Here is a 25,433-nt window from a genome sequence, read left to right on the forward strand (position 1 = left end):
GAGCTGAGGGATGAACTCGTTCATTGGCTGAGGCGTTATGAAGAAAAGCTTAATGAAGCCGAAGAGCTGTTGTATCGCACCGCCGCAGCGATGCGTCAAGCCGACCAAACGCTGGCCGACAACATGAAGGAATTCGGATTAGAACTGATTGGTTGGTACGACTTGCAACGCGTGTTCGGGGAGTACGACCCAGTCACTGGAGAGCGCCTATCGTTTGGTGATCGGCTGTTGGCAGGAGGAATGTTGATTGCGTCGATTGCTCCTCCCGCAAAAGGAGTCGGCATGGCAGGAAAAGCAGCGACCAAGGGAGCGAAAGCGATCGACACCGCCTCTACCCTGTCGAAAGTGAAGCATGTCGTGCGTTATGATAAAGTGAAAGTGTTCTTCCAAAGGATCTACCATCAAGTCATCAAAGCGCCATTGGTGGAAACCGCTCGCCTGTTCAAGACGCAATGGGACCAATTAGTGCAGAGCATCGCTTCCATTTCAATGCAGCCGGTATATGCCGGAGTGGGTTCAGCGCCTCGGATGTTGATGAATGAGGCGAAAGATGTATCTCGCCATATGATTCAGAAAGTCGATAATGTGATTGAGAAGGGGACGACTAATGTTAAACCTAAAGATTTTAGTCCTCTAGCTCCTGGAGGAGGATTAGCTGCACATGAGGCTCGGGGCGGGCATCTAATTGCCAGACATGTTGGGAAGACAGATGAAGAGTTATTACAACGCTTAAAAGATAATCCTAAAATAAAAGGGGCATCGACTTTCAAAGATCGAGCTACGGCTGAAAGAGTAGCCAGCGAAGTTTTAAACGATCCAAATAACCAGAAAATGATCCAAGAATGGTTAAGCAATCCAAAAGCGAAATCGACTTTGGTTCTGCCTTATCAAGGTACAGAAATTATTGGCCGCGGGGTACAAAGAGGTTCGACGACAGTTGAAAATATGACAAATGCTAAGATAGTATTAAAGAAAGATGGGGCAGGGAATTTTATTTTAACTGGTTATCCAACTAAATAACGGAATGGAGGGTAAGATGCTTGCTGATCAAAAATAATCCGGGAGATCCAGTTTTTCAGTTTCTAGCTGGAACGTTTCATCAAGACATTGATTCGCCTGAGGAAGCATTACAAGAATTGTTAACAGAAGAAAGTAAGGAATATCTTGAGTCTGCGATTGCATTTTTAACGGAATTCATTAATAGCGAGTATTCAGATGATGAAAAGAATGAATACATACAACACTGTGCAGACGGGGTATATTTTCCTGCCCTTGGAGTGACTCCAATCCAATGGCTAAAAAGTGTAGTAGAACAATTAAGGGAAGCTGTAAAAACAAAATAGAATAGTAAATGATTAAGGGCCTTGAATGAGTCAAAACTCTTTCAAGGTTTCTTTTTTATATCAGACTTTGAAAGGTAACATTTTCCTCACGCTATGCCCAAAGCGTTGTAGAATCTCTTGAGATGTTCAGAGATGTAATCTCCAAATCGAGTGATCAAATGTTGTATATCATGTTGAGCCTGATGAAATACATTCGCCCTAACCGCATTCTTTAGTCATTTCCACAAACATTCAATCGGGGTGAATTGCGTCGAATACGTGGAAGATAAATAAGATGAAAAAATTATTCTTCCTCTCCCCAAAACGCTTTGACCATGTTTGCATAATAAATGCATGCGTTATCCAACGCCAAGATGATGCGATGAACGGATAATAACTGTTTTTCCCCTTGTTTTACTTGATCATTTGGCCGCAGGCAACCGTCCCCTTATTGGGCTGTTACCTTTATTTGCTTTGCAGCGCCTATCTGCTGTTTATGAGGCAAGAAAGACGCACAAATGAGCGAGCAGAGGTGATGGCGATTCCATAGCCAACGTGATATTTACAGTAAAATGGAATTCCTTGAAGCAGTTCAAAAAAGCCTTTCACTAGTCGGATGCCCTCGAAGGATGGGGCATTTTTTTCCTCTATATAGGATAAAAATCATTGATCCGACCATGTATGTTTTTGTTGATCTTAAGGATAGATGGCCTTTTAGGACATTCCATTTGTTAGTTTTTCTCATACATACAGTGTATGTGTAGCACAAAAATAAAGTTAGGAAGCCAATTTTGACAAAACCATGACATCAATAAAAAATGTGATAAACATCACAAACTTTCCGCCCTCGGTCACGTATGATGAAACTACAAACGATGCCTAGCGTTTGGAAGTAGAGTCCGGGAGGAAAAAGGAGGGCTTTTCATGAATAAACAAAAAGCATTGTTGCCGATTACGACATTAGCCATGACGTTTTCGTTCGCTGTTTGGGCCGTCTTTTCGCCGCTGGCGAGCACGTTCCAAGAAATGTACGGGTTGACATCGACACAAAAAAGTATTTTAGTCGCCATTCCGGTGTTGCTTGGTTCAATCATGCGTCTGCCGCTTGGCATTTGGACGGACCGGATTGGCGGGCGTAGGCTGTTTTCCCTGTTGTTGTTGTTTTTAATCGTGCCGCTCATTGGCGCGGGGTTTGCGGATTCATATGCGATGTTAATGTTTTGGGCGTTTTTCATCGGCATGGCCGGGACATCGTTCGCGATCTCGGTAACGTTCGTGTCGCGCTTGACTCCTCCGGAAAAGCAAGGGACGGCGCTGGGGATTAACGCGATGGGCAACTTCGGCACAGCAGTGGCCAGCTTTTCCATTCCGTCAATTGCTGCTGCTTTCGGTGTTTCGTGGGCGTTTTGGGGAATGATCATCCCGATCGTCATCATGCTTATTCTCGTTTGGTTTTTCACACCGGATATGCCGAAACCAAAGCAACAAAAAACGATGCGCGAATCGCTGTCCGTGCTGAAATATAAACATACGTGGACGTTGTCGCTGTTTTACTTTGTCACATTCGGAGCATTTGTCGCTTTTGGTATTTACTTGCCGTCGCTCCTCGTTGACTTGTATGGGTTGACACCGGTCGATGCAGGGATGCGTGCCGCTGGATTTACCGTACTCGCTACGCTTGCGCGACCAGTTGGCGGCAACCTCGGCGATAAAATTGGCGCCGAGCGGGTGTTGACGTTCGTCTACGCTGGAATGACAATCGGCGCATTAGTGATCGCGTTTTGGATGGAAAACATTTGGGTGATGACGGCAGCCTGCCTGTTGTTAGCGGTGATGTCTGGCTTAGGAAACGGTGCGGTCTTCAAACTCGTGCCACAGTTGTTTCCGGCAGAAACGGGGGCTGTTACTGGTCTTGTCGGCGCTTGGGGCGGACTGGGCGGCTTTTTCCCGCCGATTTTAATGGGGATCATCAAAGACGTCACTGGTTCTTACGTGCTCGGGTTTATGCTTCTTAGCTTATTTACGTTGATCTGCTTCTTATTGAATCGAATCGTCTTTGGCAAAAAAGCAGGCGAACCGGCAAATCGGTACGCATCGTAACACCTTAAAGAGGTCAAAAGCATGTGCTTTTGGCCTCTTTTTCATTTGGGAAGACGACGGATTTAACGAAAGAAAGACAAGTGACGGAGGCGGAGATGATCAAGAGGCGAAGGAGGGTTTTCCGTTAGCCAACGTGAGAACGCCCATTATCGTTTTCACAGTAGTGATAAAACATATTGCTCACTGTTTCACAAACCCTTCAAATATGCGTGTTCATTGGTGATAAAAATCACTAGGGGGAAAGCGAAAATGGCGTACGCTCAAGGTGTAAACGAATTTCGCTAGAGGGGGGAAGAACGATGAACCGAAATGTATATGCAGTGTTGTCGACCGTGTTAGCCGCCTCACTTTTAGCGGCGTGCAACAGCGGGGGGGAACAGGTGAAGGCAGAAAGCAAGAACAAAACGGCAGCCACGCAACAGTCGGAGCCGAATGTTATAGCGGCGCACAAAGGGGTGAATCAAGCGCCGGTGCCGTTAAAAATGGAGCGGGTCGGCCCTCATGATGTCCACATCGAAATGACAGCGCAAATCACCGACATTGAAATTGACAAAGGGAAAATTTACAAAGCATGGACATTTAACGGTCAAGCTCCTGGACCGCTCGTCGTTGTCAATGAAGGGGATACGATCCATTTTACGTTGAAAAATATGGACCCGGTCGTCCCGCACAGCATGGATTTTCACGCCGTTCACGCTTCACCGTCAAAAGATTTTATTGATGTGATGCCGAACAAATCGGGAACGTTCACCTATCCGGCAAATAAACCAGGTGTGTTTATGTACCATTGCGGTACGAAGCCAGTCTTGCAGCATATCGCCAACGGCATGCACGGCGTGATCATTGTCAAGCCAAAAAACGGTTATCCGACCGACAAGGAAGTAGATCGTGAATATGTGCTCATCCAAAATGAATGGTATAAATACAACGATATGAACGATTTCCAAAACGGTGTGCCAAGCTATGTCGTCTTCTCGTCCAAAGCGCTCAAACCTGGTGATCCAAATACGAACGGGGATACATTTACCCTTAAAGAAAAGCCATTATTGGCGAAAGTCGGCGAGAAAATCCGCTTGTATATCAACAATGTCGGTCCGAACGAAGTAAGCTCATTCCATGTTGTTGGTACAGTATTCGATGATGTGTACCTTGATGGCAACCCGAACAATCATTTGCAAGGGATGCAGACGGTGATGCTTCCGGCGAGCGGCGGTGCCGTTGTCGAATTTACTGTCACTCGACCGGGAACGTATCCGATCGTTACTCATCAGTTTAATCATGCACAAAAAGGAGCCGTCGCCATGCTGAAGGTAACCGAAACCGGCGAAGACGACGGCACAGAAACGAGCGGACATTAATTGATCCCGTTCCCAAACAGGATGGATGCCGCCCAAAGCCTTATATTTCCTATATTATAAAATGGTTAAGAGAAAATGAAGTGACATGCGTCACTTTCAGTCAAAAAAGCGTCCGCAAGCTAGTTGTCGGACGCTTTTTCAATGCAGATAAGTCAATGGGACAAAATGGCTTGCTCGTTGCTTTGCCCTGGAGGGACGATCGGATAGACGTTTTCTTCCTCGGCAATATTGAAATCAAGCAAGACTGGCCCATCATGTTTTAACGCTTTTTTTATGATATCTTCCGCTTCCTCTTCTGAATCGACCGCATATCCTATGGCTCCGTATGCTTCGGCAAGCTTAGCAAAATGGGGGGATGTAATCTTCACTGCTGAATAACGCTTTTGGTAAAACAGTTCCTGCCATTGACGCACCATTCCTAAGTAGCCATTATTCAAAACGGCGATTTTAATTGGAAGTTTGTAGGCGACGGCGGTCATCATCTCTTGTACATTCATTTGAAAGCTGCCATCCCCGCTGATACAAATCACCTTCTTGCCCGGAGAGGCGACAGCGGCGCCAATGGCTGCCGGAAGTCCATACCCCATCGTTCCGAGCCCACCTGACGTTAAAAATGTCCGTGGTTTTGTAAATGTATAGTGGTGGGCCGTCCATATTTGGTGTTGCCCGACATCGGTAACGACAATGGCGTCTTCTTCCGTCAAAGCTGAGAGCAGGCGAATTACGTTTTGAGGCTTTAAGCGGCTCGTCGATGTATCGAAACGGGGCACTGTCCGCTGCCATTTTGTTACCTCTGCCACCCAGTCTTTCGTATGTTCCCGAACGAGCGGGTAACGAAGCCGACCGGCTAAAGAGCGGAAAAATTGTGTTGCATCCCCGACAATCGGAACATCAACATGGATATTTTTATTGATTTCCGCAGCGTCAATATCGACGTGAATTTTTTTCGACTTCGGTGAAAACCCGCTAATTTTCCCCGTTACCCGATCGCTGAAGCGCACGCCGACACAAATCAATACATCACATTGATGAACCGCCTTGTTGGCCGCGTATGTTCCGTGCATCCCCACCATTCCTAAGTAGAGCGGGTTCGTTTTATCGAAGGCACCGATTCCCATCAGGGAACTGACGACAGGGATTTGGCTTTGCGTGGCCACCTCGCGCACCCACTCCGAAGCGCCGGAATGAATGACCCCACCGCCGATAAACAAGACTGGCTTTTTGGCGTTTTCAATGGCGGTGATGGCCGCTTCGAGCGATTTTCTCCGAATGTTTTTCGGCTTCGGAAGTACGGCTTTTTGCATCGGGTACGCCTCCGCCGTTTCCTGGTGGAGGAGATGGGTGGGAATTTCCACCGTCACCGGTCCCGGCCTGCCATCGAGCGCGATTTCGTAAGCGCGCTGAATAGTGGATGGAATATCATTGATCTTGCTTACTTGCAAATAGTATTTCGTCACTGGTGTACAAAGACTCAACATGTCGAGATCGGGAGCGTATAAATGCTCTTCCGGTGAAGGCCGTCCAATAATGGCAAGCAGCGGTATAGAATCGCTTAATGCGGTGGTGATTCCGGTAATGCCGTTTGTGACTCCTGCCCCGATGATTGCCACGCCGAGCTTCCCTGAAGCGCGGGCATAGCCATCAGCGGCATGAACAGCCGCCTGTTCGTGTTTCATTTCGATATATGACAGGCCTGGATGGTGGTTTAGCACATGGCGTACAGGCAGCATGCTTTCATGGCAGCAGCCAAACATATGGGCGATCCCTTGAACGGCTAACGATTCAACAAGTACATCAGCCCCGAGACGTGTGGGAAGATGAACCATGTTTCCACTTCCTTTTTTAATTTTCTTACATTTTAAACAACGGATGTGAGCACTGTATGTGAATATCATCACATTAGGGTATAAGGGATATCTTTTTCTGTTTTTGCATAAGTGATTAGGCGTTTGGAAAATATAGGTGAGAAGAGAAAATCGGTGCAAATAAGGAAGTGAGATGATGAAATGAGTGGGCCGTCACTACGGAAATTGGAAGCGCACCGTTCTATTCATCATGGCGCCTTTGTCGAAGCGAAGCGTCTGACCGAATTGCTGGAAACGTTGTATACGGATGGGCGTTACGAGCATGCGGCTGAAGTGGCTGATGCCCTTGCGGAGCATTGGGAGAAACGGATCATCGCCCACGCTGAAGCGGAAGAAGAGGGCTTTTACCGCGAAAAAGCAGAGGAGAGAAAGGAGTTGTCCGAAACGATCGCGCAGCTCAAACGTGACCATGACATGATGAGAACGTTGATTGCTGAAATTAGGCAGCGGTTGTCAGAACAGATTGACCGCGAGGTGTTGACCCGCTTTCACGCATTGCTTCACATTAACCGCATCCATAGCGCTGATGAAGAGGCATTGCTCTTTTAGTTCAAGGGAAAGAAAGGAGAGATAAACCAAAATGAACGAAAAACCTGCCCCGCTTTTGCGCAAACTGAAATACTTCGGGCGGTCGGAAAAAATCGCTAGCCATGCCGAGTTGTCGCCATACGGACGGGACGCAGAGAAAACATACCGCCGCCGCTGGCAGCATGATAAAGTGGTTCGCACAACCCATGGGGTCAACTGCACAGGCTCATGCAGTTGGAAAGTGCATGTAAAAGACGGCATTATCGCATGGGAAACGCAGCAAACCGACTATCCGACAACAGGACCCGATATGCCGGAATATGAGCCGCGCGGCTGTCCGAGGGGAGCGAGTTTTTCCTGGTATATATACAGTCCGCTTCGCGTCCGCTATCCGTATGTGCGCGGGGCGCTGTTGAGGCTTTGGAAAGAAGCGCTGCAACAAGAAGGAGACCCTGTGGCTGCGTGGAAGTCGATTGTCGAGGACCCGGAAAAAGCGAAACGGTACAAACGCGCCCGTGGAAAAGGAGGATTCGTACGGGCGAAATGGGATGATGTTTATACGATGATCGCCGCATCGCTTATTTATACGATTCAAAAATACGGGCCGGATCGCATTTTCGGGTTTTCACCGATTCCGGCGATGTCGATGGTCAGCTACGCGGCCGGGGCGCGGTTTTTGAATTTGATCGGCGGAGCATTGCTCAGTTTTTATGACTGGTATGCCGATTTGCCGCCGGCTTCTCCGCAAATATGGGGGGAACAGACGGACGTCCCGGAAAGTTCGGACTGGTTTAACTCGAGCTACATGATTGTCTGGGGATCCAACTTGCCGCAAACACGCACCCCAGATGCCCATTTTTACGTTGAGGTGCGCTACCGGGGGACAAAAGTCGTCGCTATTAGCCCTGACTATGCCGAATTTGTGAAGTTCGCCGATAACTGGCTGCCGGTGCAGCCGGGGATGGACGGAGCGCTGGCGATGGCGATGACCCATGTGATTTTGAAAGAGTTTTATGTCAATCAATCGGCTGATTATTTTACTGACTATGTTAAAAAGTACACCGATTTGCCGTTTTTAGTCATGCTGAAAAAGCATGGGGATCGTTATGCGGCCGGTCGCTTTTTGCGGGCGAGCGATCTTGGCATGCCGCTTCAGTATGCAGAGTGGAAAACGATCGTTTGGGATGAGCAATCACAGACGTTTGCTGTTCCTAATGGGACGATTGGCCATCGTTGGGAGAACAACGGGAACTGGAATTTGCAACTAAACGATATAGACAATAAACGAATGGGAATTCAGCCGGCTTTAACGTTCCTTGGCCAGCAAGACGATACTGTCATCGTGCAGTTTCCACACTTTGAAGCAGGAAACAAAACAGTGCTCGAACGAGGGGTGCCGGTCAAAGCGATCGAGCAAAACGGAGAGACGGTGTACGTCACGACAGTATTTGACTTATTGCTTGCCAAAATGGGCGTCAACCGTGGGCTGCCTGGTGATTATCCGACTGACTACGATGACATGAAGCCATACACGCCGGCATGGCAGGAAGCGATTACTGGCATTGATCGAAAGACGGCGGCGCAAATCGCCCGCGAGTTTGCCCAAAACGCTCTCGATTCAAAAGGCCGTTCCATGATCGTCATGGGATCCGGCATTAATCATTGGTATCACTCCGATACCATCTACCGGGCGATTTTAAATCTTGTCTTGTTAACCGGATCACAAGGAGTCAACGGGGGCGGTTGGGCTCATTATGTCGGCCAAGAAAAAGTACGCCCGCTCGAGGGTTGGCAGACGATTGCCATGGCTCGCGACTGGGGAGGCCCGCCGCGACTGCAAAACGGGACGTCGTTTTTCTACTTTGTCACCGAACAGTGGAAGTATGAAGATCAAAGCATGGATGAACACGTCTCCCCGCTCGTCGACAAGCCGCGTTACGAACATGGTGGTGATTACAACTATTTGGCTGCCCGGCTAGGCTGGCTTCCATCTTATCCGCAGTTTAATGCCAATAGTATTGCGCTAGTGGAACAGGCAAATGCGAAGACGAATGAAGAAGCTGTTCAGTATGTCGTTGAGCAAATTAAAAAAGGGAACATCAAGTTTGCCATTGAAAATCCGTCCGATCCGGTCAATTTTCCACGCGTGATGTTTGTCTGGCGCGGAAACCTCATCGGCAGTTCAGCAAAAGGACACGAATACTTTTTGAAACATTTGCTCGGAACCCATCATGCCAATTTAAGCGAACAAAATGATGACCTGAAAACGAGCGAGATCGTTTGGGATGAGAACGCGCCGGAAGGCAAACTGGATTTAATGGTCAACATTGATTTCCGTATGGCCGGAACCGGGCTATATTCGGACATCGTTCTTCCAGCGGCGACGTGGTATGAGAAATATGATGTCAGCAGCACGGATATGCACCCGTTTGTCCATCCGTTCAATCCCGCCATTGCCCCACCTTGGGAAGCAAAATCGGATTGGGACTTTTTTAAAGGCTTGGCCAAAACATTTTCTGAGCTGGCAGCCCACTATTTTTCGAAGCCGGTGTCAGATGTCGTCGCTACCCCGCTGTTGCATGATACACGCGATGAGATCGCGCAGCCGTTTGGGGTGGTAAACGATTGGAAAGATGGAACGACAGAGCCGGTTCCGGGAGTGAATTTTCCGCGCCTGCATATTGTAGAGCGGGATTATAAGGAAATATACAACAAGTTTGTGGCGCTTGGCCCGATCGTCCGTGAACAAATCGGGGCGAAAGGGCTCAGTTGGGATGCCAAGGAAGAATACAAATGGCTGCTTGATACGCTCGGTTCTTCAGCGCTAGAAGGCCCGTATCAAGACTGTCCGAGTTTGTTGACAGACCGGGATGCCGCAGAAGCCATTTTGGCTCTTTCAAGCACAACGAACGGTTCCTTGGCCCTCAAAGCGTGGGGAGAAATGGAGAAAAAGACGATGCAGCCGTTAAAAGATTTAGTCGTTGAACGAGCCGAGGAACATATTACCTTTCAGGCTATCACTGCTCAACCGCGGCAAGTGTTGACGACCCCTGTCTTTAGCGGAAGCGAAACCGGAAATCGTCGCTACTCTCCGTTTACGACGAACGTCGAACGATTGATTCCTTGGCGGACGTTGACAGGTAGGCAGCATTTCTACTTAGACCATGAAATTATGTTTGAGTTTGGGGAAGAATTGCCGACGTTTAAAGCGCCGCTTCGAAAGCTTGCTTTTTACGACCATGACCGGCGTCCGCGTGTCAGTGGCAAAGAAATCACACTTCGTTATTTGACGCCGCACTTTAAATGGTCGTACCACAGCACATATTGGGATACGCTGCCGATGTTGACGATGTTCCGCGGCGGGCCGACTGTCTGGATGAACAAAGAAGATGCCGCAGAAGCCGGCATTGCTGACAACGACTGGATTGAAATGTACAACCGCAATGGGGTGGTCATCGCCCGGGCAGTCGTCAGCCATCGCCTGCCGCGTGGAGTCGCGTTTATGTATCACGTGCAGGAACGCCATATTAACGTGCCCGGCTCGCCAATTAGCAAACTGCGCGGCGGCACATTTAACAGTCCGACCCGCATCCATGTTAAACCGACGCAAATGATTGGAGGCTATGCGCAATTAAGCTACGGCTTCAATTATTATGGGCCGACAGGAAACCAGCGGGACGAGCAAGTGATGATCCGCAAACTTGAAAAAAGGGAAGTGGATTGGCTTGAGAGTTAGAGCGCAGTTTGGGATGGTCATGAATTTGGACAAGTGCATCGGTTGCCACACGTGTAGCATTACATGCAACAATACATGGACGAATCGTCCCGGGGCGGAATATATGTGGTGGAACAACGTGGAAACGAAACCGGGCATCGGCTATCCGAAAGAATGGGAAAACCAAGATGCGCATAAAGGAGGCTGGGTGCTCAAAGACGGGAAGCTCGAGCTACGCGCTGGCGGCCGGGTGAATAAACTGTTAAACATTTTTTACAACCCCGATATGACGGTGATCGACGATTACTATGAGCCTTGGACATACGATTATGAACAGCTGATCAACCGCCCGGAAGGGGAGCACCAGCCTGTCGCCCGGCCTAAGTCGCAGCTGACTGGCGAATACATGGACATCACGTGGGGGCCGAACTGGGAAGACGATTTGGCCGGGGTATATGAAACAGGAAAACGCGACCCGAACGTAAGAGGCATTGAAGAGAAAGTGAAATTTGAGTTCGAACAAACATTTATGATGTATTTGCCGCGCATTTGCGAACATTGTTTAAACCCGCCTTGCGTCTCTTCTTGTCCATCAGGGGCGATTTATAAGCGAGATGAGGACGGCATTGTGCTCGTTGATCATGATGCGTGCCGGAGTTGGCGGTTTTGTGTGACCGGCTGTCCATATAAAAAAGTGTACTTTAATTGGAAAACGCATAAGGCAGAGAAATGTACATTTTGTTTTCCGCGTATTGAAGCAGGATTGCCGACGGTTTGTTCAGAAACGTGCGTCGGCCGTCTCCGTTACATCGGCATTGTGTTTTACGATTTGGATCAAGTTGAGGCGGCCGCTTCGGTCCAAGATGAAAAGGAGCTGTACCACGCCCATTTGCGCATCTTTTTAAATCCGTATGATCCGGACGTGATTGAAGCGGCACGTGAAGCGGGGTATACGGACGATTGGATTGAAGCAGCGCAACGCTCACCGGTTTATAAGCTTGCCGTCGAGCAAAAGATCGCGCTCCCGCTTCATCCGGAATACCGGACGTTGCCGATGGTTTGGTATATTCCACCGCTCAGCCCGATCATGGGGGCGTTTGACGGTGGACTGGACGACATTCATCCGCATGTGATTTTCCCGGCGATTGACCAAATGCGCATCCCGATTGAGTATTTGGCTAATTTGTTGGCTGCCGGCGACACTGAGGTCATCCGCACGGTGTTGAAAAAAATGGTGGCCATGCGCAGCTATATGCGGGCGGTGAACTTAGGAAAAGAACCGGACCGGAGTATTCTCGAGAAAGTCGGAATGGATGAACATACGGTCAAGGAAATGTATAAGCTTTCGGCTGTCGCGAAATATTCCGACCGCTATGTCATTCCATCTTCCCATCGGGAGAAAGCCGGCAATGCGTTTTACAGTCAAGGGACAGCGGGCTATGCGTTTATGGAGTCTTGTTCCGGCTGCTCTGGATATGATGCGGAAAGTTTTTACCAATTTTATTGGGGGGATGAGGATGGAAGAGCATCAGAAACTATTTAAGCTTGCTTCCATTTTGTTGCAATATCCGGAACGAGAATGGCTCGAAGACGACCGGCTGTTTTATGAAATTTCTCAGCTCGCCAACCATACCGCTCGCAAACGGTTTTTACAGTTTCTTGACTACGCGAAAACAAAAGAGATTGACGAGCTATGTGAGCTCTATGTGAGAACGTTTGATTTGAGCGATCGAACGACGATGTATATCACGTACTACTTGTTTGGCGATCAAAAAGAGCGCGGCCAAGCGCTGTTAAAACTAAAAGAAGCATTTCGGCGCGCTGGTTTGGAACTGACAGGGGATGAGCTGCCAGATTATTTGCCGCTCATGCTTGAGTTTGCCGCTGTCGCCCCAGTCAACGATGCGAAAAACGTCCTTCTCGCCCACCAGAAAGCCATCAAGGGGCTGGCGGACAGGTTGCAGGAGGTCGACCACCCGTATTTCTTTGTTTTGGACGGCTGCCTTGCCGGCATGGCTGCTTTCTTTGAGGAAACAAGAGGGGTGGATATTCCAATGAGAGCGGAGGAGGCCACATGACACTGCTTGATCAGTTTCTTTGGGTGATCTATCCGTATATCATGTTGACGTTATTTGTCGCTGGCCACGTTTACCGTTACAATACTGATCAATTTGGCTGGTCGGCCAAGTCAAGTGAGTTTCTTGAGAAACGACGGTTGCGTTGGGGAAGCGTTCTTTTTCACTGGGGCATTCTCTTTGTGTTTTTCGGCCATGTCGCCGGCATTTTAGTGCCGAAGACGTTTTATGAATCAATCGGGATTACCGAGGAGATGTATCATTTTGGGGCGGTCTGGTTTGGCGGCGCTGCCGGGGTTGCGACTGTAATTGGGGTAGTATTGCTTTTATGGCGCCGGTTTAGCGTTCGCCGCCTTCTCCGCCATAGCAGCAAAAGCGATCTCGTTGTATTGCTGCTCCTAACGATTGTCATTTTGACAGGGTTTACAAATACGGTCGGATATACAGCGACCGGGGGAACGTTCGATTATCGAGATACGATTGGCCCTTGGTTTCGCGGTCTTTTAACGTTTCGGCCGCTGCCGCAGCTTGTCAGTGATGCGCCGATTGGATTTCAAATTCATATTCTCTCCGCCTTGCTGTTATTTGGCATTTGGCCGTTTACCCGTCTCGTGCATGTGTGGAGTATCCCGCTGACATATTTAAACCGGCATTACGTCGTCTATCGCCGGATGCGGGCGAAAAAAATTTAGGGAAAAAGCAGGGCTGTCCATAAAGGGGGGTAACTCTTTTAGGACAGCCCTCTAAGTTTTGTTCATTTTATTCAATGCAACAAATGTCTGGCGGGCAGTCTTCACATTGGATTTCCGTTTTTAAATAGTTCAAGTCGTGAACAGTAATTTTCCCTCGCTTCATCGAAATAATTCCGTCTTGCTTTAATGCATTGAGCATCCGATTGACGCTTTCACGCGTCGTGCCGCAAAAGTTGGCCAAGTCTTGGTTTTTTAACGTTAAATCAATGAAGATGCTTCCGTCTTCAAGCGGGACGCCATAACTGTTGCATAAGCGAATAAGTGTTGAATAGAGCGCCCCTTTTTTGCCGTTCATAATCAAGTCACGAAACTTTGTTTGCGTCCGTCGGGCATGCTTGCTGATCCAGCGCATATATTCAAGGGTAAGGGTGGGATTGATCAGCAACTGCTCTTCTAATTCATTTTTATTCATTACCGCTGCTTCACCCGGTTCAATCACTTTGGCGGTCAATAAATAACGTGGATCGTCCGTAAACAGCGTCAGTTCGCCGACAATTTCCCCGCTTCCACAAATGCGGAAACACATTTCTTTTCCGTCCGGACAAATTTTGCTTACTTGCACCTTGCCGGACAGAATCAAATACAGCTCATTGGCGGGCATCCCTTCTTGAAATAAAAACGAATGTTTGCGAAGCGGGATCACTTTTTTCGACGATTGCAGCCATGAGCGCAAGAGGGAAAAATCGCGGTTCGCCGCTGTGCGGCTTTGCCGTTCCATGATTGACACCTCCATTTGTTCGGCTAATTCTATTGTAAAAAAAATCACAGCAGAGACAGAGTGAAAAAAATCACCCTTTGCCACTTTTTTTGTGCAGGTTGTCACAAATTTTTCTAAACCGGATTTTCCCACTCCTATGATACAATCATTGTGAGTAGTGTCACAGCGTTTGTCTGCTTGTTTCCGTATAGTAGATGGGGATGTGGCAAAGAGAGGTTGATTCATGACAGCGTTTTGGTCACCAGTTTGGTTATCGATAAAAGTATCGCTTCTCGCCGGCTTGATTGTCGCGGTCTTAGGGACAGCGGCAGCGAGATGGATGGCGCGCCGTCGGTTTCGCGGCAAGACAGTGGTGGAGACGGTATTTATGCTGCCGTTGGTGCTGCCGCCGTCGGTCGTCGGTTTTTTGCTCGTCGTCTTGTTTGGCCGACATAGCCCCATTGGCCAATGGATAGAATCGTCGTTTCACACCACTATACTGTTTACGCCCGGCGCGGCGGTGATGGCCGCCGTGGTTGTGTCATTCCCGCTCATGTATCAGGCGGCCAAAACCGGGCTCGAAGCGGTCGATCCAACCATTGAAGGGGCGGCGCGCATCGATGGGGCGAATGAGCGCCAAGTCTTTTGGCATATTTCGCTGCCGCTTGCCAGACACGCGTTATTATCCGGGGCGGTGCTGTCGTTTGCCCGCAGCCTCGGGGAGTTTGGCGCAACGCTCATGTTTGCCGGCAATATTCCGGGAAAAACGCAAACGATCCCGACTGCCGTCTACATGGCCATGGAATCGGGAAGGATGGAGTTAGCATGGGCATGGGTAGCGGTCACGATCGAATTGTCATTTAGTTTGTTGGTCTTTGCGACGAAACTTGGTCGTTTACGGGAATAAAAAAAGCCGCTTGACAACATTGTGCGGCAAACGAAACAGAAAGGAGGGAGCGAGATGAGCGAGCGCAACCGAACGAACGTCATGGACCGCCTGTCCCGCCCGCTTCGCGATTTGCGGTTATCGGTGATCGACCAATGTAACTTTCGCTGCATCTATTGCATGCCGGCCGAAGTGTTCGGGCCGAATTTTCGCTTTTTGGCGGAAGGCGAGCTGTTGACGGTCGAGGAAATGGCGCTTCTATCGGAATGTTTTGTTGAGCTTGGCGTCGAAAAAATCCGCCTGACAGGGGGCGAACCGCTCTTAAGGCGTGATTTGGACGCGCTTGTTGCCCGGCTGTCTGCGATTCCCGGCCTGCGCGATATCGGCTTGACGACCAACGGTGTTCATTTAGTGAAATGGGCGCAGCGGTTGAAAGAAGCCGGGTTGAAGCGCGTCAACGTCAGCTTGGATGCGTTAGATGATGATATTTTCCGCAAAATGAACGGCATCGGCGTCGGCGTCGCTCCTGTGTTAAAAGGCATTGAAGCCGCCCGGGCGGCGGGACTCGGCGTCAAAGTGAACATGGTCGTCAAAAAAGGGTGGAATGACTCGCAAATCGTGCCGATGGCGTCGTATTTTAAAGACTTAGGCATTCCGCTCCGCTTGATTGAATTTATGGACGTCGGCACGACCAACGGCTGGGATTACTCCCATGTCGTGACGAAAAAAGAGATGTATGAGCAAATCAACGCCATGCATCCGCTCGAACCGATCGAAAAAGCGTATTTCGGCGAGGTGGCGAGCCGCTACCGCTACGTCGGCACGGAGGTGGAAGTCGGTTTCATCGCCTCAGTGACGGAAACGTTTTGTCGAAGCTGCACAAGAGCGCGCATTTCTGCAGACGGGAAGCTGTATACGTGTTTGTTTGCCTCGAAAGGCGTGTCGTTGAAAGATAAACTGCGCGCTGGGGCAACGAAAGAGGAACTGAAGTCGTTAATCACCGCGGTTTGGAACCAGCGGACAGACCGCTATTCAGAAGAACGGACGGAAGAAACGGCGAAACAACGGGTGAAAATTGAAATGTCGTATATTGGGGGGTAACAAAGAAGCGGGGCTGCTCTTTCCATCGAAGAAGCAGCCCCGCTTTTTATCGCTCGACGCGCCTGCCTTTACCTTAGAAATGGGGGAATGGTTTGGCTTGCTTACGCCTTCACCGCTGCCAACACGCGCGGGAAGAGGACGTTGTTTTCTAAATGGATGTGGGTAAACAAATCTTCTTCGAGCGCCGCGAGTCGGCTGTAAACGAGCCGATATGTGCCGCACGCGTCTTCCGGCGGGGTGAAGTCGTTTGTGATTTCGCGAATTTCTTTGATCAAATCGCCGGCTGCGTCATGTTCATTGACGAGTTCGCGAACGGCCCGCTCGACCGCCTCTCGGTTTTCCGGCGATGGGTTGTCGGCAAATTGTAAAATGAGCGGAAAAGCTCCTGTTTCTTCTTTAATCAAGTGTTGCTCAAGCTCCGTTTTTAACTCATGGAACAGTTTATGCACGCGAGAAAGGTGCGGGTGGTGCATGCCGTGTACGCGCAATACTTTTGTGACATATGGGCTGAGCTGCGGCAGTTCTTCGTTCAAATAGCGGTGGTGTGTGCTGACGATATGATCGACCAAGTCGGTCAGCGGCGCTTCGCTCCAGTTTCCAGTCGGCTTGTTTTGTGCCTCCGCATAAAGGGCGTTCAGCTCGCGAAGGAGCGCTTCGCCATCAAGTCCGCGCTCTTCAATGGCTTCTTTTAACGGGCGTTGTCCGCCGCAGCAAAAATCAATGCGTCGTGCTTTAAATAAGTCGGCTGCTTTCGGAAATTGCGTAACAATATCACCAATCAACGATTGTTCGGTAAAACGCTGTTCCATTTCGGATCCCTCCATTGATCAAATCGTTACAGTTTCAGCATAACGTGTTTGCCGCTAAGGTGTTGTGATGGATCTCACATATACGAAAAAAAGTGGACAGTGTTGCGTGTGATAAACATCACAACAGCCTTCTTCTTCTTTATCGTACAATAAAGAAAAGCGGACTTTTGCTGACTGCTTATGGAAGGAAGTGTCCGCTTCATAATCGAAAGAATACATGCTCAGTAGGTAACATACAACATTTTGACAAAAGAATGAGTTCCATAAACAGAAAAAGGGGAGACGGGTATGTGGCCGTTGGTGAAAGGACGGCAGTGGGAGGAGGAAAAAGCGAAGCTAGAGCAACAAATCGCCGAGATGAAAGACCAGCTCACTAGACAGAAGGAATCGATTCACGAGACGGTGGCCGGCTTGCTCGGGGAGTTGCAGGAAATCGTTCATCAACATGAGGTGGTCAACGGACAACATCATGCATTAGGCCGACTCGTTGACCGAACGAAAGAAAAAGTCGATAATGTCAGTACGCTCAGCAAGTCATCATACGCGATCTCCGACCGTCTGTGCGAACAAGGAAACTCGTTGGCGGAGACAGCTGGCCAGATGGTCGCGGCAGCAAAAGAAGGCATCCGCATGTCAGGGGAAATGGAGAAGGCGATGGGGCAGCTCGGCAGCGAGATGGAGGCGACGTCGGCCGCAATGTATCGGTTGCGCGGCCGTTCGCAAGAGATTGAACAAATTGTGAAAGTAATTAAAGAAATCGCTGGACAGACAAATTTGATTGCATTAAATGCCTCGATCGAAGCCGCCCGTGCCGGGGAGCATGGAAAAGGGTTTTCCGTCGTCGCTGCTGAAGTGAGAAAGTTGGCTGAGCATACGGCGGACAGCACGGAAACGATTCATCAGTTAACCGATGCCGTGCAGCAGGAAATTGAGCGGTCGCTAGAGCAGACGGAAGCTATTTCGTCTTTGATCGAAACGGTTGTCCAAATGAGCATCCATACAGCTCGCAAATGGTCGGCGATGAGGGAGCTGATCGATCAAGTCGAAAATCGGGCCAAGGACGTGCTAAACTATATTCAAGAACAATACCGCTATGCGGATGAAGTGATGCAAGAGCTCGAACAATCGGCCTCTTTGTTCAGCGAAACGCGGGAGATGATTTTGCGACATATTGCCGATGCGAGTGTTGTTGATGAAAAGTTGGCAGAAGGCATCAAACAGCTGCAACAATGGCAACAACGTTAAAAGAATGATATCGTTGCCGCCAGCCGTAGGATCGAAAGGAGAGAGAGACATGGTCGAAAGACGAACCCCGATTCCCGTAGCGGAAGCGATCAATCGGGTGATGTGCTATGCCGGGGTGGGGGAAGAGGAAACGGTGCCGCTTCGGCAGTCGTATGGCCGCTATTTGGCGGAAGATTTGTGCGCCGACCATGACGTGCCGCCGTTTGACCGCTCCCCGTATGACGGATTTGCCATTCGCGCCGCTGATTCGCAAGAGGCGGGGCTGGACCATCCAGTAGAGTTTGAGGTGATTGAGGCAATCGGCGCCGGACAAGTCGCCACCAAGACGGTCGGTCCGTTTCAAGCGGTGCGTCTAATGACTGGGGCACAAATTCCGAATGGATGCGATGCGGTCGTCATGTTGGAGCTGACCAAACAGTATGAACGGGATGGAAAAACGTATATGTCGATTAAGCGCCCGTTCCGCCCAGGCGACAACATCTCGTTTCAAGGGGAGGACGCAAAAAAAGGGACGCCGCTTGTCAAAAAAGGAACGCGCATCAATCCGGGAGTGGCGGCGCTGTTGGCGACGTTCGGCTATGCCGAAGTGAAGGTGGCGAAAAAACCGCGGATCGGATTGTTTGCGACCGGCAGCGAGCTGCTTGATGTCTCTGAACCGCTCGTTCCAGGGAAAATCCGTAACAGCAACGCCTACATGATTGAGGCACAGGCGCTAAAAAGCGGCGCTGAGCTGATCTATTTTGGCCAGCTGGCCGATGACCTTGATGCATGCTTTCACGCCGTGCGCGAGGCGCTCGACCAAGTGGACATGCTCATTACGACCGGGGGTGTCTCGGTCGGCGATTACGACTATTTGCCCGCCATTTACGAGCGGCTTCAGGCGAACGTTTTGTTTAACAAAATCGCCATGCGCCCGGGAAGCGTGACGACCGTCGCCGAGTGGAATGGCAAGCTGCTGTTTGGGCTATCTGGCAACCCATCGGCATGCTATGTCGGCTATGAACTGTTTGTCCGCCCGGTCGTGCGGACGCGCTTATTTTCTACCAAGCCGTATTTGAAGAAAGTGAAAGCGACGCTTGGCGCCGATTTTCCAAAGCCGAATCCGTTCACCCGCTTCGTGCGCAGCCGTGTCGAAGCGATCGATGGGCGACTCATCGTCAAACCGGTCGGCATGGATAAGTCGAACATCGTCACCTCGCTCGCGGCGGCCAACGCCTTGATGGTGCTGCCAGGCGGGACGAGAGGGTTCGCTAAGGATGACGAAGTGGACGTATGGCTGCTCGATGATGACGAGGGATCGAGCGAATGAATGTCTGGCAAGTTGTCGGCTATAAACATACGGGCAAGACAACGCTCGTCGAAAAATGGGTGGCGGCCGCTGTCCGGGAAGGATGGCGCGTCGGGACGGTGAAGCATCATGGCCATGGCGGCGAGCCTGCACGGCCGGAAGGCGTCGATTCCGTCCGTCATGAGCGGGCTGGGGCGGTGGTGACAGCGGTGGAAGGGGACGGGCTGTTGCAGCTGCACCTCCGCCGACCGTTGTGGCGGTTGGATGATGTTTTGGCGCTTTATGCTCCGCTTCGGCTGGACCTCGTGCTGGTCGAAGGATATAAGCAGGCGCCGCATCCGAAAGTGGTGCTTGTGCGCTCCGAGGAAGATTGGGCGTCGCTTCAGCACCTCGCCAACATCCGCGCCGTCATCGCTTGGGAACCGCTCTCTCGACCGTTGCCGCACCCGGTGTTTTCGATGGCTGATGATGCCCGATATATCCCATGGTTAATGAATGAGGTGAGAATGCGGACATGACCGAATCGTTATTTTCCATCACGTCCGAGCCGATTTCGGTCGAGGCTGTGATGAAAAAAGTGATGCGTCCGGAAGCGGGAGCTGTTGCTGTGTTTGCCGGCACGGTGCGCGAATGGACGAACGGCAAGCGGACGCTCTTTTTACAATACGAAGCGTACGTGTCGATGGCAGAGAAAATGCTGGCGCAAATCGGGGCGGAAATTGCGGAAAAATGGCCGGGAACGAAAACAGCGATTACCCACCGGATCGGACGCCTCGAAATCGGCGACATCGCCGTCGTCATCGCGGTTTCCTCGCCGCATCGTGCGGAAGCGTATGAAGCGAACCGCTACGCTATCGAACGGATCAAACAAATTGTGCCGATTTGGAAAAAAGAACAATGGGAAGATGGCAGCGCATGGATTGGCGATCAACTGGAAACAAAAGCATATCCGTCCGGAAAACCGGAGGTGAATGAACCATGATCCGTCTCTTGTTTTTTGCCCATTTGGGTGAACAAGTTGGCGAGCGGCAAGTAACATGGCCGCACGTCCCAGAAACGGTAGGGAAGCTGAAAGAAGAAGTGGAAGCGCGTTACAGCTTATCGCTTGAGCGTGTCATGACAGCGGTCAATGAGGAGTATGCGCACGATGATGCACCGCTTCAAACGGGCGACACGGTTGCCTTTATTCCACCAGTGAGCGGGGGGTGAGAGCGATGGTGAACAAAAGCAAATGGGTGATGCCAAAACAACATGGCGCTTGGGCGATGCTCATCATCCCGTTTTGGCTCGGCGCCTACGCCGGTGGGGTTTCGTGGATTCACGTGCCGTTGTTTATTGCTTGGCTTGCGCTCTATTTGGCGACATACCCGCTGTTGATGGCAGTCAAAACGAAACGAAAAGAGCCGTACGTACCCGCCGCCATTCGCTATGGCGCCATCGCGGCGCCGGCGCTTGCCGTTTCCCTTTGGCAACGGCCGGCCCTTGTTTTCTTCGGATTGGCGATGATTCCGTTTTTCCTAGTAAACACCTATTATAGCCGGAAAAAGAACGAACGCGCTTTCTGGAATGATGTCGCGGCCATCGGGGCGTTTTGTATCGGTGGCCTAGGTGCCTTTTATGTTGGGCGTGGGGAGTTGACGTTAGAAGCGTTCGAATTGGCTGTGTTTTCCTTCCTCTTTTTCATCGGCAGCACGTTCTATGTCAAAACGATGATTCGCGAAAAGAAAAACGAGCGGTACAAATGGCTGTCATGGGGCTATCACGCCTTGTTGGTTGCCGGTTTGATCGCCACCGGCGAGACGTTTGCCGTTTTGGCTTACGCGCCGAGCGTCGTCCGTGCTGTATACTTATACGGCAAAGCGCTGCCGATCATGAAACTAGGAATCTTGGAAATCGCCAACGCGGCATACTTTTTCATCGCGATGATCGTTCTCTATTCTTGAGTGAGCTCCCCAAATGAGAGACAGCAACGACCATTTGGAGGTTTTTCTTTTCGTTAAGAGACGCAACTCTCAGCACGCTTTGTCTTGTCTGGTCATTGATTGGGTGAGAACAATCATTTTTTCAGTAAAAGAACAGGTAAGAAGATACGAATGGATCAAAGAGGATGATAGAGTTGAGTTGGATATATATGAAAAAAGGGCATCGGGAAAAATCTTAGAAGTCATTCAAAACATGAGCAATTGAGGCGGTACGATGGGCGTTTGTTCAAAGGATTGTTCGATTAGGAAAAAATCAAACATCATGAAATAAATGCATGATAAAGAGGGTGTCTCAAAAGCGATGAGACACCCTTTCTCACTACGAACGACTTCGCGATTCTCTAGTCACGTTTTGTTAGGGAGGAGATGTTCTTTTGAGCCAGTCCTTGATTGTTAGCTGTCTCCCGCTCATCAGTCGATGCTGCACAGTTCGGGTGGACAGCCTTCGCAGGCAATTTCATCGCGCAAGTATTGCAAGTTGTGGACACGAATTTTTCCTTTTTGCACGGAGATGACGCCTTTTTTCCGCAAGTCACCGAGCATGCGGTTGACAACCTCGCGGGCGGTGCCGCAAAAGTTGGCGAGCTCTTGGTTGGTGAGCGGAATGTCGATCAAAATGCCATCTTCCTTCATGACGCCATAGCTGTTGCACAAACGGATGAGCGTCGAATAAAGCGCTCCTTTTTTGCCGTGCAAAATGAGATCGCGGAATTTCGTCTGTGTTTTGCGGAAGTGGAGGCTCATCCATTTCATAAACTCGATCGCCAACTTCGGATTGTCAGAGAGCTCTTTTTCAATCACCTCGCGCGGAATAGCGGAAACGACGCTGTCTTCGAGCGCTTTCGCCGTCAGCATATAGCGGGCGCCGGGACAAAAGAGCGTCAGTTCGCCGATCAAATCCCCTTGGCTGCAAATGCGCAACGTCAGCTCCTGTCCATCCATGTTCGTTTTGCTAATTTGAATTTTGCCTGATTGAATATAGTAAAGCTCATCTGCTTTTTCCCCTTCTTGGAACAAGTACATTCCTTTTTTGACCGGAATCGTGCGGTAAATCGCCGAAAGTAACTCCCGCAGTTCTACAGATACATGTTCCATCCCATCACAACCTTCTATATCATATACCGTTATAAAAAATTTTACAGTAAGAAAAAGGGAAGTCAATATAAGGACAGTGGAAAGATTGAAAAATTGTTGAACATTCTCGGAACCGTTTGTGACAAATTGGGCGTCTGAGCGGAGAAAGAGCATAGATGGAAAAGTATGATTTCGCGATTGCTTCTGTTTTCATTGTTTCACCGTTTAGCGAACAAAGGAGAGAAAAAATCTTCAAAAATTATTAAATATACATTTGATTTTATTTTTATGCAGTATTATAATGAGAACTACATGAAGCATACAGGTAGGTGGACGGGATGAAGGTGGCGATTATTGGGGCGACAGGATACAGCGGTGCAGAGCTGTTCCGCCTGTTGCAAGCTCACCCGCACGTTGATCGCTGTGACGTCTACTCGTCGTCACAAGATGGGGTGCATTTATCGGAAAGCTTCCCGCACGTCGGGGCGGTTGACGGGGCGGTATTGCATAAACTTGATATCGAAGCGCTTGCCAAGTATGACGCGGTTTTTTTCGCTACGCCGCCCGGAGTATCGGGAGAGTGGGCGCCAGCGCTTGTTGACCGCGGAGTGAAAGTGATTGATTTGTCGGGAGATTTTCGCTTGAAGGATGGAGCGGTATACGAGCGATGGTACGGGCGTGAGGCGGCGCCGGCTGCGTATTTAAAGCGGGCGGTGTACGGATTGACAGAGTGGAACCGGGATGCGGTGCGCGAGGCCGAGCTTCTATCGAATCCAGGCTGTTATCCGACGGCGACGTTGCTTGGTTTAGCACCGCTTGTAAAAGAAAGACTCATTGAAGAGGACTCGATTATCGTTGACGCCAAGTCGGGTGTATCCGGTGCGGGGCGAAAAGCCGGGCTTGGGACGCATTTTTCGGAAGTAAACGAAAACGTGAAAATTTATAAAGTGAATGCCCACCAACATATTCCAGAAATTGAGCAAATGCTTGGAACGTGGAACGGAGCGATGAAGCCGATTACGTTCAGCACCCACTTGATTCCAATGACAAGGGGCATTATGTCGACGATATACGCGAAGGTGAAGCAGCCGTTTTCGCTGAACGACTTAATAGATTTATATAAAACAAGTTATGAAGATGCATCGTTTGTCCGCATTCGCCAGCCAGGACAGTTCCCGGCGACGAAAGAAGTGTACGGCTCCAACTATTGCGATATTGGCCTCGCTTATGATGAGCGGACAGGACGGGTGACGGTCGTGTCAGTGATCGATAACTTAATGAAAGGCGCTGCTGGGCAGGCAGTGCAAAATTTCAATCTGATGATGGGATGGGATGAGGTCGAGGGCCTATGCTTCCTGCCGACTTATCCGTGAGCGTGAGGGAAGGGGGAACGAAACGATGACGGTAACGAAACAAACGGCGCAAGTGACGGCGCTTGCTGGTGGAACGGTCGTCACGCCGAAAGGGTTTCAGGCGGCTGGGGTGCATGCCGGGTTGCATCATTCCAAAAAAGATATAGGGGTGATCGTTTGCGACGTGCCAGCTTCGGCTGCCGCTGTGTATACACAAAGCCATTTTCAAGCTGCACCGCTGAAAGTGACGCAAGCAAGCCTTGCGGTTGAGCAAAAATTGCGGGCGGTTATCGTCAACAGCTCGTGCGCGAACGCCTGCACCGGTGAACAGGGGCTTCGCGATGCGTATGAGATGCGCGACTTATGTGCGAAACAGTTTGGCTTCGCTCCGCACTATGTGGCGGTAGCATCGACCGGTGTGATCGGTGAACACTTGCCGATGGAAAAAATCCGTGCCGGCATCGAAAAGCTCGCTCCCGGAGCGACGATAGCGAACGCTGAAGCATTTCAAACAGCGATTTTAACGACCGATACGGTGATGAAACACGCGTGCTATGAAACGAAGGTCGATGGCAAAACGGTTATCGTTGGTGGGGCAGCGAAAGGATCGGGGATGATTCACCCGAACATGGCGACGATGCTCGCGTTCATTACGACCGACGCCAACATTTCGTCGCCAGTGCTGCAGGCGGCGCTGCGTTCGATTACCGATGTCTCGTTTAACCAAATTACAGTCGACGGCGATACGTCGACGAACGATATGGTTGTTGTCATGGCGAGCGGTTTGGCCGGAAACGATGAGCTGACGCCGGACCACCCGGACTGGGAAAACTTTTACGAAGCGCTGCGGAAAACGTGCGAAGATTTGGCGAAACAAATTGCCAAAGACGGCGAAGGGGCAACGAAGCTCATTGAAGTGCGCGTTCACGGAGCGAAAACGGATGATGAGGCGAAAAAAATCGCTAAGCAAATCGTCGGGTCCAATTTGGTAAAAACAGCTGTCTACGGTGCGGATGCCAATTGGGGGCGGATCATCGGCGCGATCGGTTATGCTGATGCTGATGTTGATCCTGCAAATGTCGATGTTGCCATCGGGCCGATCGTGATGTTAAAAGGGAGCGAGCCGCAGCCTTTTTCGGAAGAGGAAGCGGTCGCCTACTTGCAAAACGACATGATCGTCATTGATGTCGACCTTCATTTAGGTGAGGGCTTTGGCATTGCATGGGGCTGCGACTTAACATATGATTACGTGAAAATTAACGCTAGTTACCGGACATAAGGGGA

At 50.1% G+C, this 25,433-nt stretch carries 23 protein-coding genes; 19 read left to right on the plus strand and 4 right to left on the minus strand.

Annotated elements, in window-relative coordinates:
* From DSM465_RS18380 to DSM465_RS0112855, 4 genes are all read left to right on the plus strand, one after another.
* A partial coding sequence (locus tag DSM465_RS18380) for an RNase A-like domain-containing protein (protein ID WP_035498517.1) occupies positions 1-1,020 on the plus strand: 1,020 nt, incomplete at its 5' end.
* Positions 1,021-1,040: 20 nt separating this feature from the next.
* A complete protein-coding gene (locus tag DSM465_RS0112845; RefSeq protein WP_008879021.1) occupies positions 1,041-1,343 on the plus strand; it encodes a contact-dependent growth inhibition system immunity protein in 303 nt (100 codons plus the stop codon).
* A 903-nt stretch (positions 1,344-2,246) separates the two neighbouring features.
* Positions 2,247-3,422 carry an MFS transporter gene (locus tag DSM465_RS0112850; RefSeq protein WP_008879020.1) on the plus strand — a complete coding sequence of 392 codons (1,176 nt, stop codon included), beginning with the start codon at positions 2,247-2,249 and terminating at the stop codon, positions 3,420-3,422.
* A gap of 299 nt (positions 3,423-3,721) precedes the next feature.
* A complete protein-coding gene (locus tag DSM465_RS0112855; protein WP_008879019.1) occupies positions 3,722-4,780 on the plus strand; it encodes a multicopper oxidase domain-containing protein in 1,059 nt (352 codons plus the stop codon).
* 152 nt (positions 4,781-4,932) lie between these two features.
* On the opposite strand, the gene ilvB is transcribed toward DSM465_RS0112855, so the two are convergent.
* Complete coding sequence (ilvB, locus tag DSM465_RS0112860; protein WP_029761516.1) at positions 4,933-6,606, minus strand: biosynthetic-type acetolactate synthase large subunit; 1,674 nt, start codon at positions 6,604-6,606, stop codon at positions 4,933-4,935.
* A 180-nt stretch (positions 6,607-6,786) separates the two neighbouring features.
* Here ilvB and DSM465_RS0112865 point away from each other — a divergent pair, with 180 nt between their 5' ends.
* From DSM465_RS0112865 to narI, 5 genes are read left to right on the plus strand one after another with little or no spacing between them, the layout of a single operon-like run.
* Positions 6,787-7,194, plus strand: coding sequence for a hypothetical protein (locus DSM465_RS0112865; RefSeq protein WP_011886917.1), 408 nt, complete (start codon positions 6,787-6,789; stop codon positions 7,192-7,194).
* Between the two features lie 31 nt (positions 7,195-7,225).
* Entirely contained in the window at positions 7,226-10,909 is a 3,684-nt protein-coding gene (locus tag DSM465_RS0112870; RefSeq protein ID WP_029761517.1) for a nitrate reductase subunit alpha, read from the plus strand.
* Positions 10,899-12,431, plus strand: a complete 1,533-nt coding sequence (gene narH, locus DSM465_RS0112875; protein WP_011886919.1) for a nitrate reductase subunit beta — start codon at positions 10,899-10,901, stop codon at positions 12,429-12,431. Before DSM465_RS0112870 ends, narH begins: the two co-directional genes overlap by 11 nt.
* Positions 12,406-12,966, plus strand: coding sequence for a nitrate reductase molybdenum cofactor assembly chaperone (narJ, locus tag DSM465_RS0112880; protein ID WP_011886920.1), 561 nt, complete (start codon positions 12,406-12,408; stop codon positions 12,964-12,966). Before narH ends, narJ begins: the two co-directional genes overlap by 26 nt.
* Entirely contained in the window at positions 12,963-13,655 is a 693-nt protein-coding gene (narI, locus tag DSM465_RS0112885) for a respiratory nitrate reductase subunit gamma (protein ID WP_029761518.1), read from the plus strand. The genes narJ and narI overlap by 4 nt, the downstream gene beginning before the upstream one ends.
* Positions 13,656-13,722: 67 nt before the next feature.
* Here the strand turns inward: narI and DSM465_RS0112890 are convergent, their stop codons facing one another.
* Positions 13,723-14,433, minus strand: coding sequence for a Crp/Fnr family transcriptional regulator (locus tag DSM465_RS0112890; RefSeq protein WP_008879012.1), 711 nt, complete (start codon positions 14,431-14,433; stop codon positions 13,723-13,725).
* A gap of 223 nt (positions 14,434-14,656) precedes the next feature.
* Between DSM465_RS0112890 and modB the strand changes: the two genes are divergently transcribed.
* The gene (gene modB, locus DSM465_RS0112895; protein ID WP_029761519.1) at positions 14,657-15,319 is read left to right on the plus strand and encodes a molybdate ABC transporter permease subunit; all 663 of its coding nucleotides are present in this window, start codon (positions 14,657-14,659) and stop codon (positions 15,317-15,319) included.
* Between the two features lie 54 nt (positions 15,320-15,373).
* Positions 15,374-16,399, plus strand: a complete 1,026-nt coding sequence (gene moaA / locus DSM465_RS0112900; protein ID WP_029761520.1) for a GTP 3',8-cyclase MoaA — start codon at positions 15,374-15,376, stop codon at positions 16,397-16,399.
* A 101-nt stretch (positions 16,400-16,500) separates the two neighbouring features.
* On the opposite strand, the gene ric is transcribed toward moaA, so the two are convergent.
* Positions 16,501-17,208: an iron-sulfur cluster repair di-iron protein gene (ric, locus tag DSM465_RS0112905; protein ID WP_011886924.1), complete on the minus strand. Its 708-nt coding sequence runs from the start codon at positions 17,206-17,208 to the stop codon at positions 16,501-16,503.
* A 288-nt stretch (positions 17,209-17,496) separates the two neighbouring features.
* Here ric and DSM465_RS0112910 point away from each other — a divergent pair, with 288 nt between their 5' ends.
* From DSM465_RS0112910 to DSM465_RS0112935, 6 genes are read left to right on the plus strand one after another with little or no spacing between them, the layout of a single operon-like run.
* Positions 17,497-18,453, plus strand: a complete 957-nt coding sequence (locus DSM465_RS0112910) for a methyl-accepting chemotaxis protein (protein WP_011886925.1) — start codon at positions 17,497-17,499, stop codon at positions 18,451-18,453.
* 49 nt (positions 18,454-18,502) lie between these two features.
* Positions 18,503-19,762, plus strand: coding sequence for a molybdopterin molybdotransferase MoeA (locus DSM465_RS0112915; RefSeq protein ID WP_011886926.1), 1,260 nt, complete (start codon positions 18,503-18,505; stop codon positions 19,760-19,762).
* Positions 19,759-20,259, plus strand: coding sequence for a molybdopterin-guanine dinucleotide biosynthesis protein B (gene mobB, locus DSM465_RS0112920; protein ID WP_008879006.1), 501 nt, complete (start codon positions 19,759-19,761; stop codon positions 20,257-20,259). Before DSM465_RS0112915 ends, mobB begins: the two co-directional genes overlap by 4 nt.
* The gene (locus DSM465_RS0112925) at positions 20,256-20,723 is read left to right on the plus strand and encodes a molybdenum cofactor biosynthesis protein MoaE (RefSeq protein ID WP_008879005.1); all 468 of its coding nucleotides are present in this window, start codon (positions 20,256-20,258) and stop codon (positions 20,721-20,723) included. The genes mobB and DSM465_RS0112925 overlap by 4 nt, the downstream gene beginning before the upstream one ends.
* A complete protein-coding gene (gene moaD / locus DSM465_RS0112930) occupies positions 20,720-20,950 on the plus strand; it encodes a molybdopterin converting factor subunit 1 (protein WP_008879004.1) in 231 nt (76 codons plus the stop codon). Before DSM465_RS0112925 ends, moaD begins: the two co-directional genes overlap by 4 nt.
* 5 nt (positions 20,951-20,955) lie before the next feature.
* Entirely contained in the window at positions 20,956-21,684 is a 729-nt protein-coding gene (locus DSM465_RS0112935) for a YwiC-like family protein (protein WP_029761521.1), read from the plus strand.
* A gap of 450 nt (positions 21,685-22,134) precedes the next feature.
* On the opposite strand, the gene DSM465_RS0112945 is transcribed toward DSM465_RS0112935, so the two are convergent.
* The gene (locus tag DSM465_RS0112945; protein WP_008879001.1) at positions 22,135-22,818 is read right to left on the minus strand and encodes a Crp/Fnr family transcriptional regulator; all 684 of its coding nucleotides are present in this window, start codon (positions 22,816-22,818) and stop codon (positions 22,135-22,137) included.
* A 317-nt stretch (positions 22,819-23,135) separates the two neighbouring features.
* Between DSM465_RS0112945 and argC the strand changes: the two genes are divergently transcribed.
* Together argC and argJ are read left to right on the plus strand one after the other, a co-directional pair.
* On the plus strand, positions 23,136-24,170 hold the full coding sequence (gene argC, locus DSM465_RS0112955; RefSeq protein ID WP_008878999.1) for an N-acetyl-gamma-glutamyl-phosphate reductase: 1,035 nt from the start codon (positions 23,136-23,138) through the stop codon (positions 24,168-24,170).
* A 25-nt stretch (positions 24,171-24,195) separates the two neighbouring features.
* Positions 24,196-25,428 carry a bifunctional ornithine acetyltransferase/N-acetylglutamate synthase gene (gene argJ, locus DSM465_RS0112960; RefSeq protein ID WP_029761523.1) on the plus strand — a complete coding sequence of 411 codons (1,233 nt, stop codon included), beginning with the start codon at positions 24,196-24,198 and terminating at the stop codon, positions 25,426-25,428.
* Positions 25,429-25,433: the final 5 nt, after the last annotated feature.

It is taken from the genome of Geobacillus thermodenitrificans subsp. thermodenitrificans DSM 465 (assembly GCF_000496575.1).
In the GTDB taxonomy this organism is placed as follows: Bacteria; Bacillota; Bacilli; order Bacillales; family Anoxybacillaceae; genus Geobacillus; species Geobacillus thermodenitrificans.

Bases quoted from the DNA above. Each gene is read 5' to 3' on its own strand.
- DSM465_RS0112850 (WP_008879020.1), top strand. From the start codon at position 2,247: ATGAATAAACAAAAAGCATTGTTGCCGATTACGACATTAGCCATGACG.
- DSM465_RS0112855 (WP_008879019.1), top strand. From the start codon at position 3,722: ATGAACCGAAATGTATATGCAGTGTTGTCGACCGTGTTAGCCGCCTCA.
- ilvB (WP_029761516.1), bottom strand. From the start codon at position 6,606: ATGGTTCATCTTCCCACACGTCTCGGGGCTGATGTACTTGTTGAATCG.
- DSM465_RS0112865 (WP_011886917.1), top strand. From the start codon at position 6,787: ATGAGTGGGCCGTCACTACGGAAATTGGAAGCGCACCGTTCTATTCAT.
- DSM465_RS0112870 (WP_029761517.1), top strand. From the start codon at position 7,226: ATGAACGAAAAACCTGCCCCGCTTTTGCGCAAACTGAAATACTTCGGG.
- narJ (WP_011886920.1), top strand. From the start codon at position 12,406: ATGGAAGAGCATCAGAAACTATTTAAGCTTGCTTCCATTTTGTTGCAA.
- narI (WP_029761518.1), top strand. From the start codon at position 12,963: ATGACACTGCTTGATCAGTTTCTTTGGGTGATCTATCCGTATATCATG.
- DSM465_RS0112890 (WP_008879012.1), bottom strand. From the start codon at position 14,433: ATGGAACGGCAAAGCCGCACAGCGGCGAACCGCGATTTTTCCCTCTTG.
- modB (WP_029761519.1), top strand. From the start codon at position 14,657: ATGACAGCGTTTTGGTCACCAGTTTGGTTATCGATAAAAGTATCGCTT.
- moaA (WP_029761520.1), top strand. From the start codon at position 15,374: ATGAGCGAGCGCAACCGAACGAACGTCATGGACCGCCTGTCCCGCCCG.
- ric (WP_011886924.1), bottom strand. From the start codon at position 17,208: ATGGAACAGCGTTTTACCGAACAATCGTTGATTGGTGATATTGTTACG.
- DSM465_RS0112910 (WP_011886925.1), top strand. From the start codon at position 17,497: ATGTGGCCGTTGGTGAAAGGACGGCAGTGGGAGGAGGAAAAAGCGAAG.
- DSM465_RS0112915 (WP_011886926.1), top strand. From the start codon at position 18,503: ATGGTCGAAAGACGAACCCCGATTCCCGTAGCGGAAGCGATCAATCGG.
- mobB (WP_008879006.1), top strand. From the start codon at position 19,759: ATGAATGTCTGGCAAGTTGTCGGCTATAAACATACGGGCAAGACAACG.
- DSM465_RS0112925 (WP_008879005.1), top strand. From the start codon at position 20,256: ATGACCGAATCGTTATTTTCCATCACGTCCGAGCCGATTTCGGTCGAG.
- moaD (WP_008879004.1), top strand. From the start codon at position 20,720: ATGATCCGTCTCTTGTTTTTTGCCCATTTGGGTGAACAAGTTGGCGAG.
- DSM465_RS0112935 (WP_029761521.1), top strand. From the start codon at position 20,956: ATGGTGAACAAAAGCAAATGGGTGATGCCAAAACAACATGGCGCTTGG.
- DSM465_RS0112945 (WP_008879001.1), bottom strand. From the start codon at position 22,818: ATGGAACATGTATCTGTAGAACTGCGGGAGTTACTTTCGGCGATTTAC.
- argC (WP_008878999.1), top strand. From the start codon at position 23,136: ATGAAGGTGGCGATTATTGGGGCGACAGGATACAGCGGTGCAGAGCTG.
- argJ (WP_029761523.1), top strand. From the start codon at position 24,196: ATGACGGTAACGAAACAAACGGCGCAAGTGACGGCGCTTGCTGGTGGA.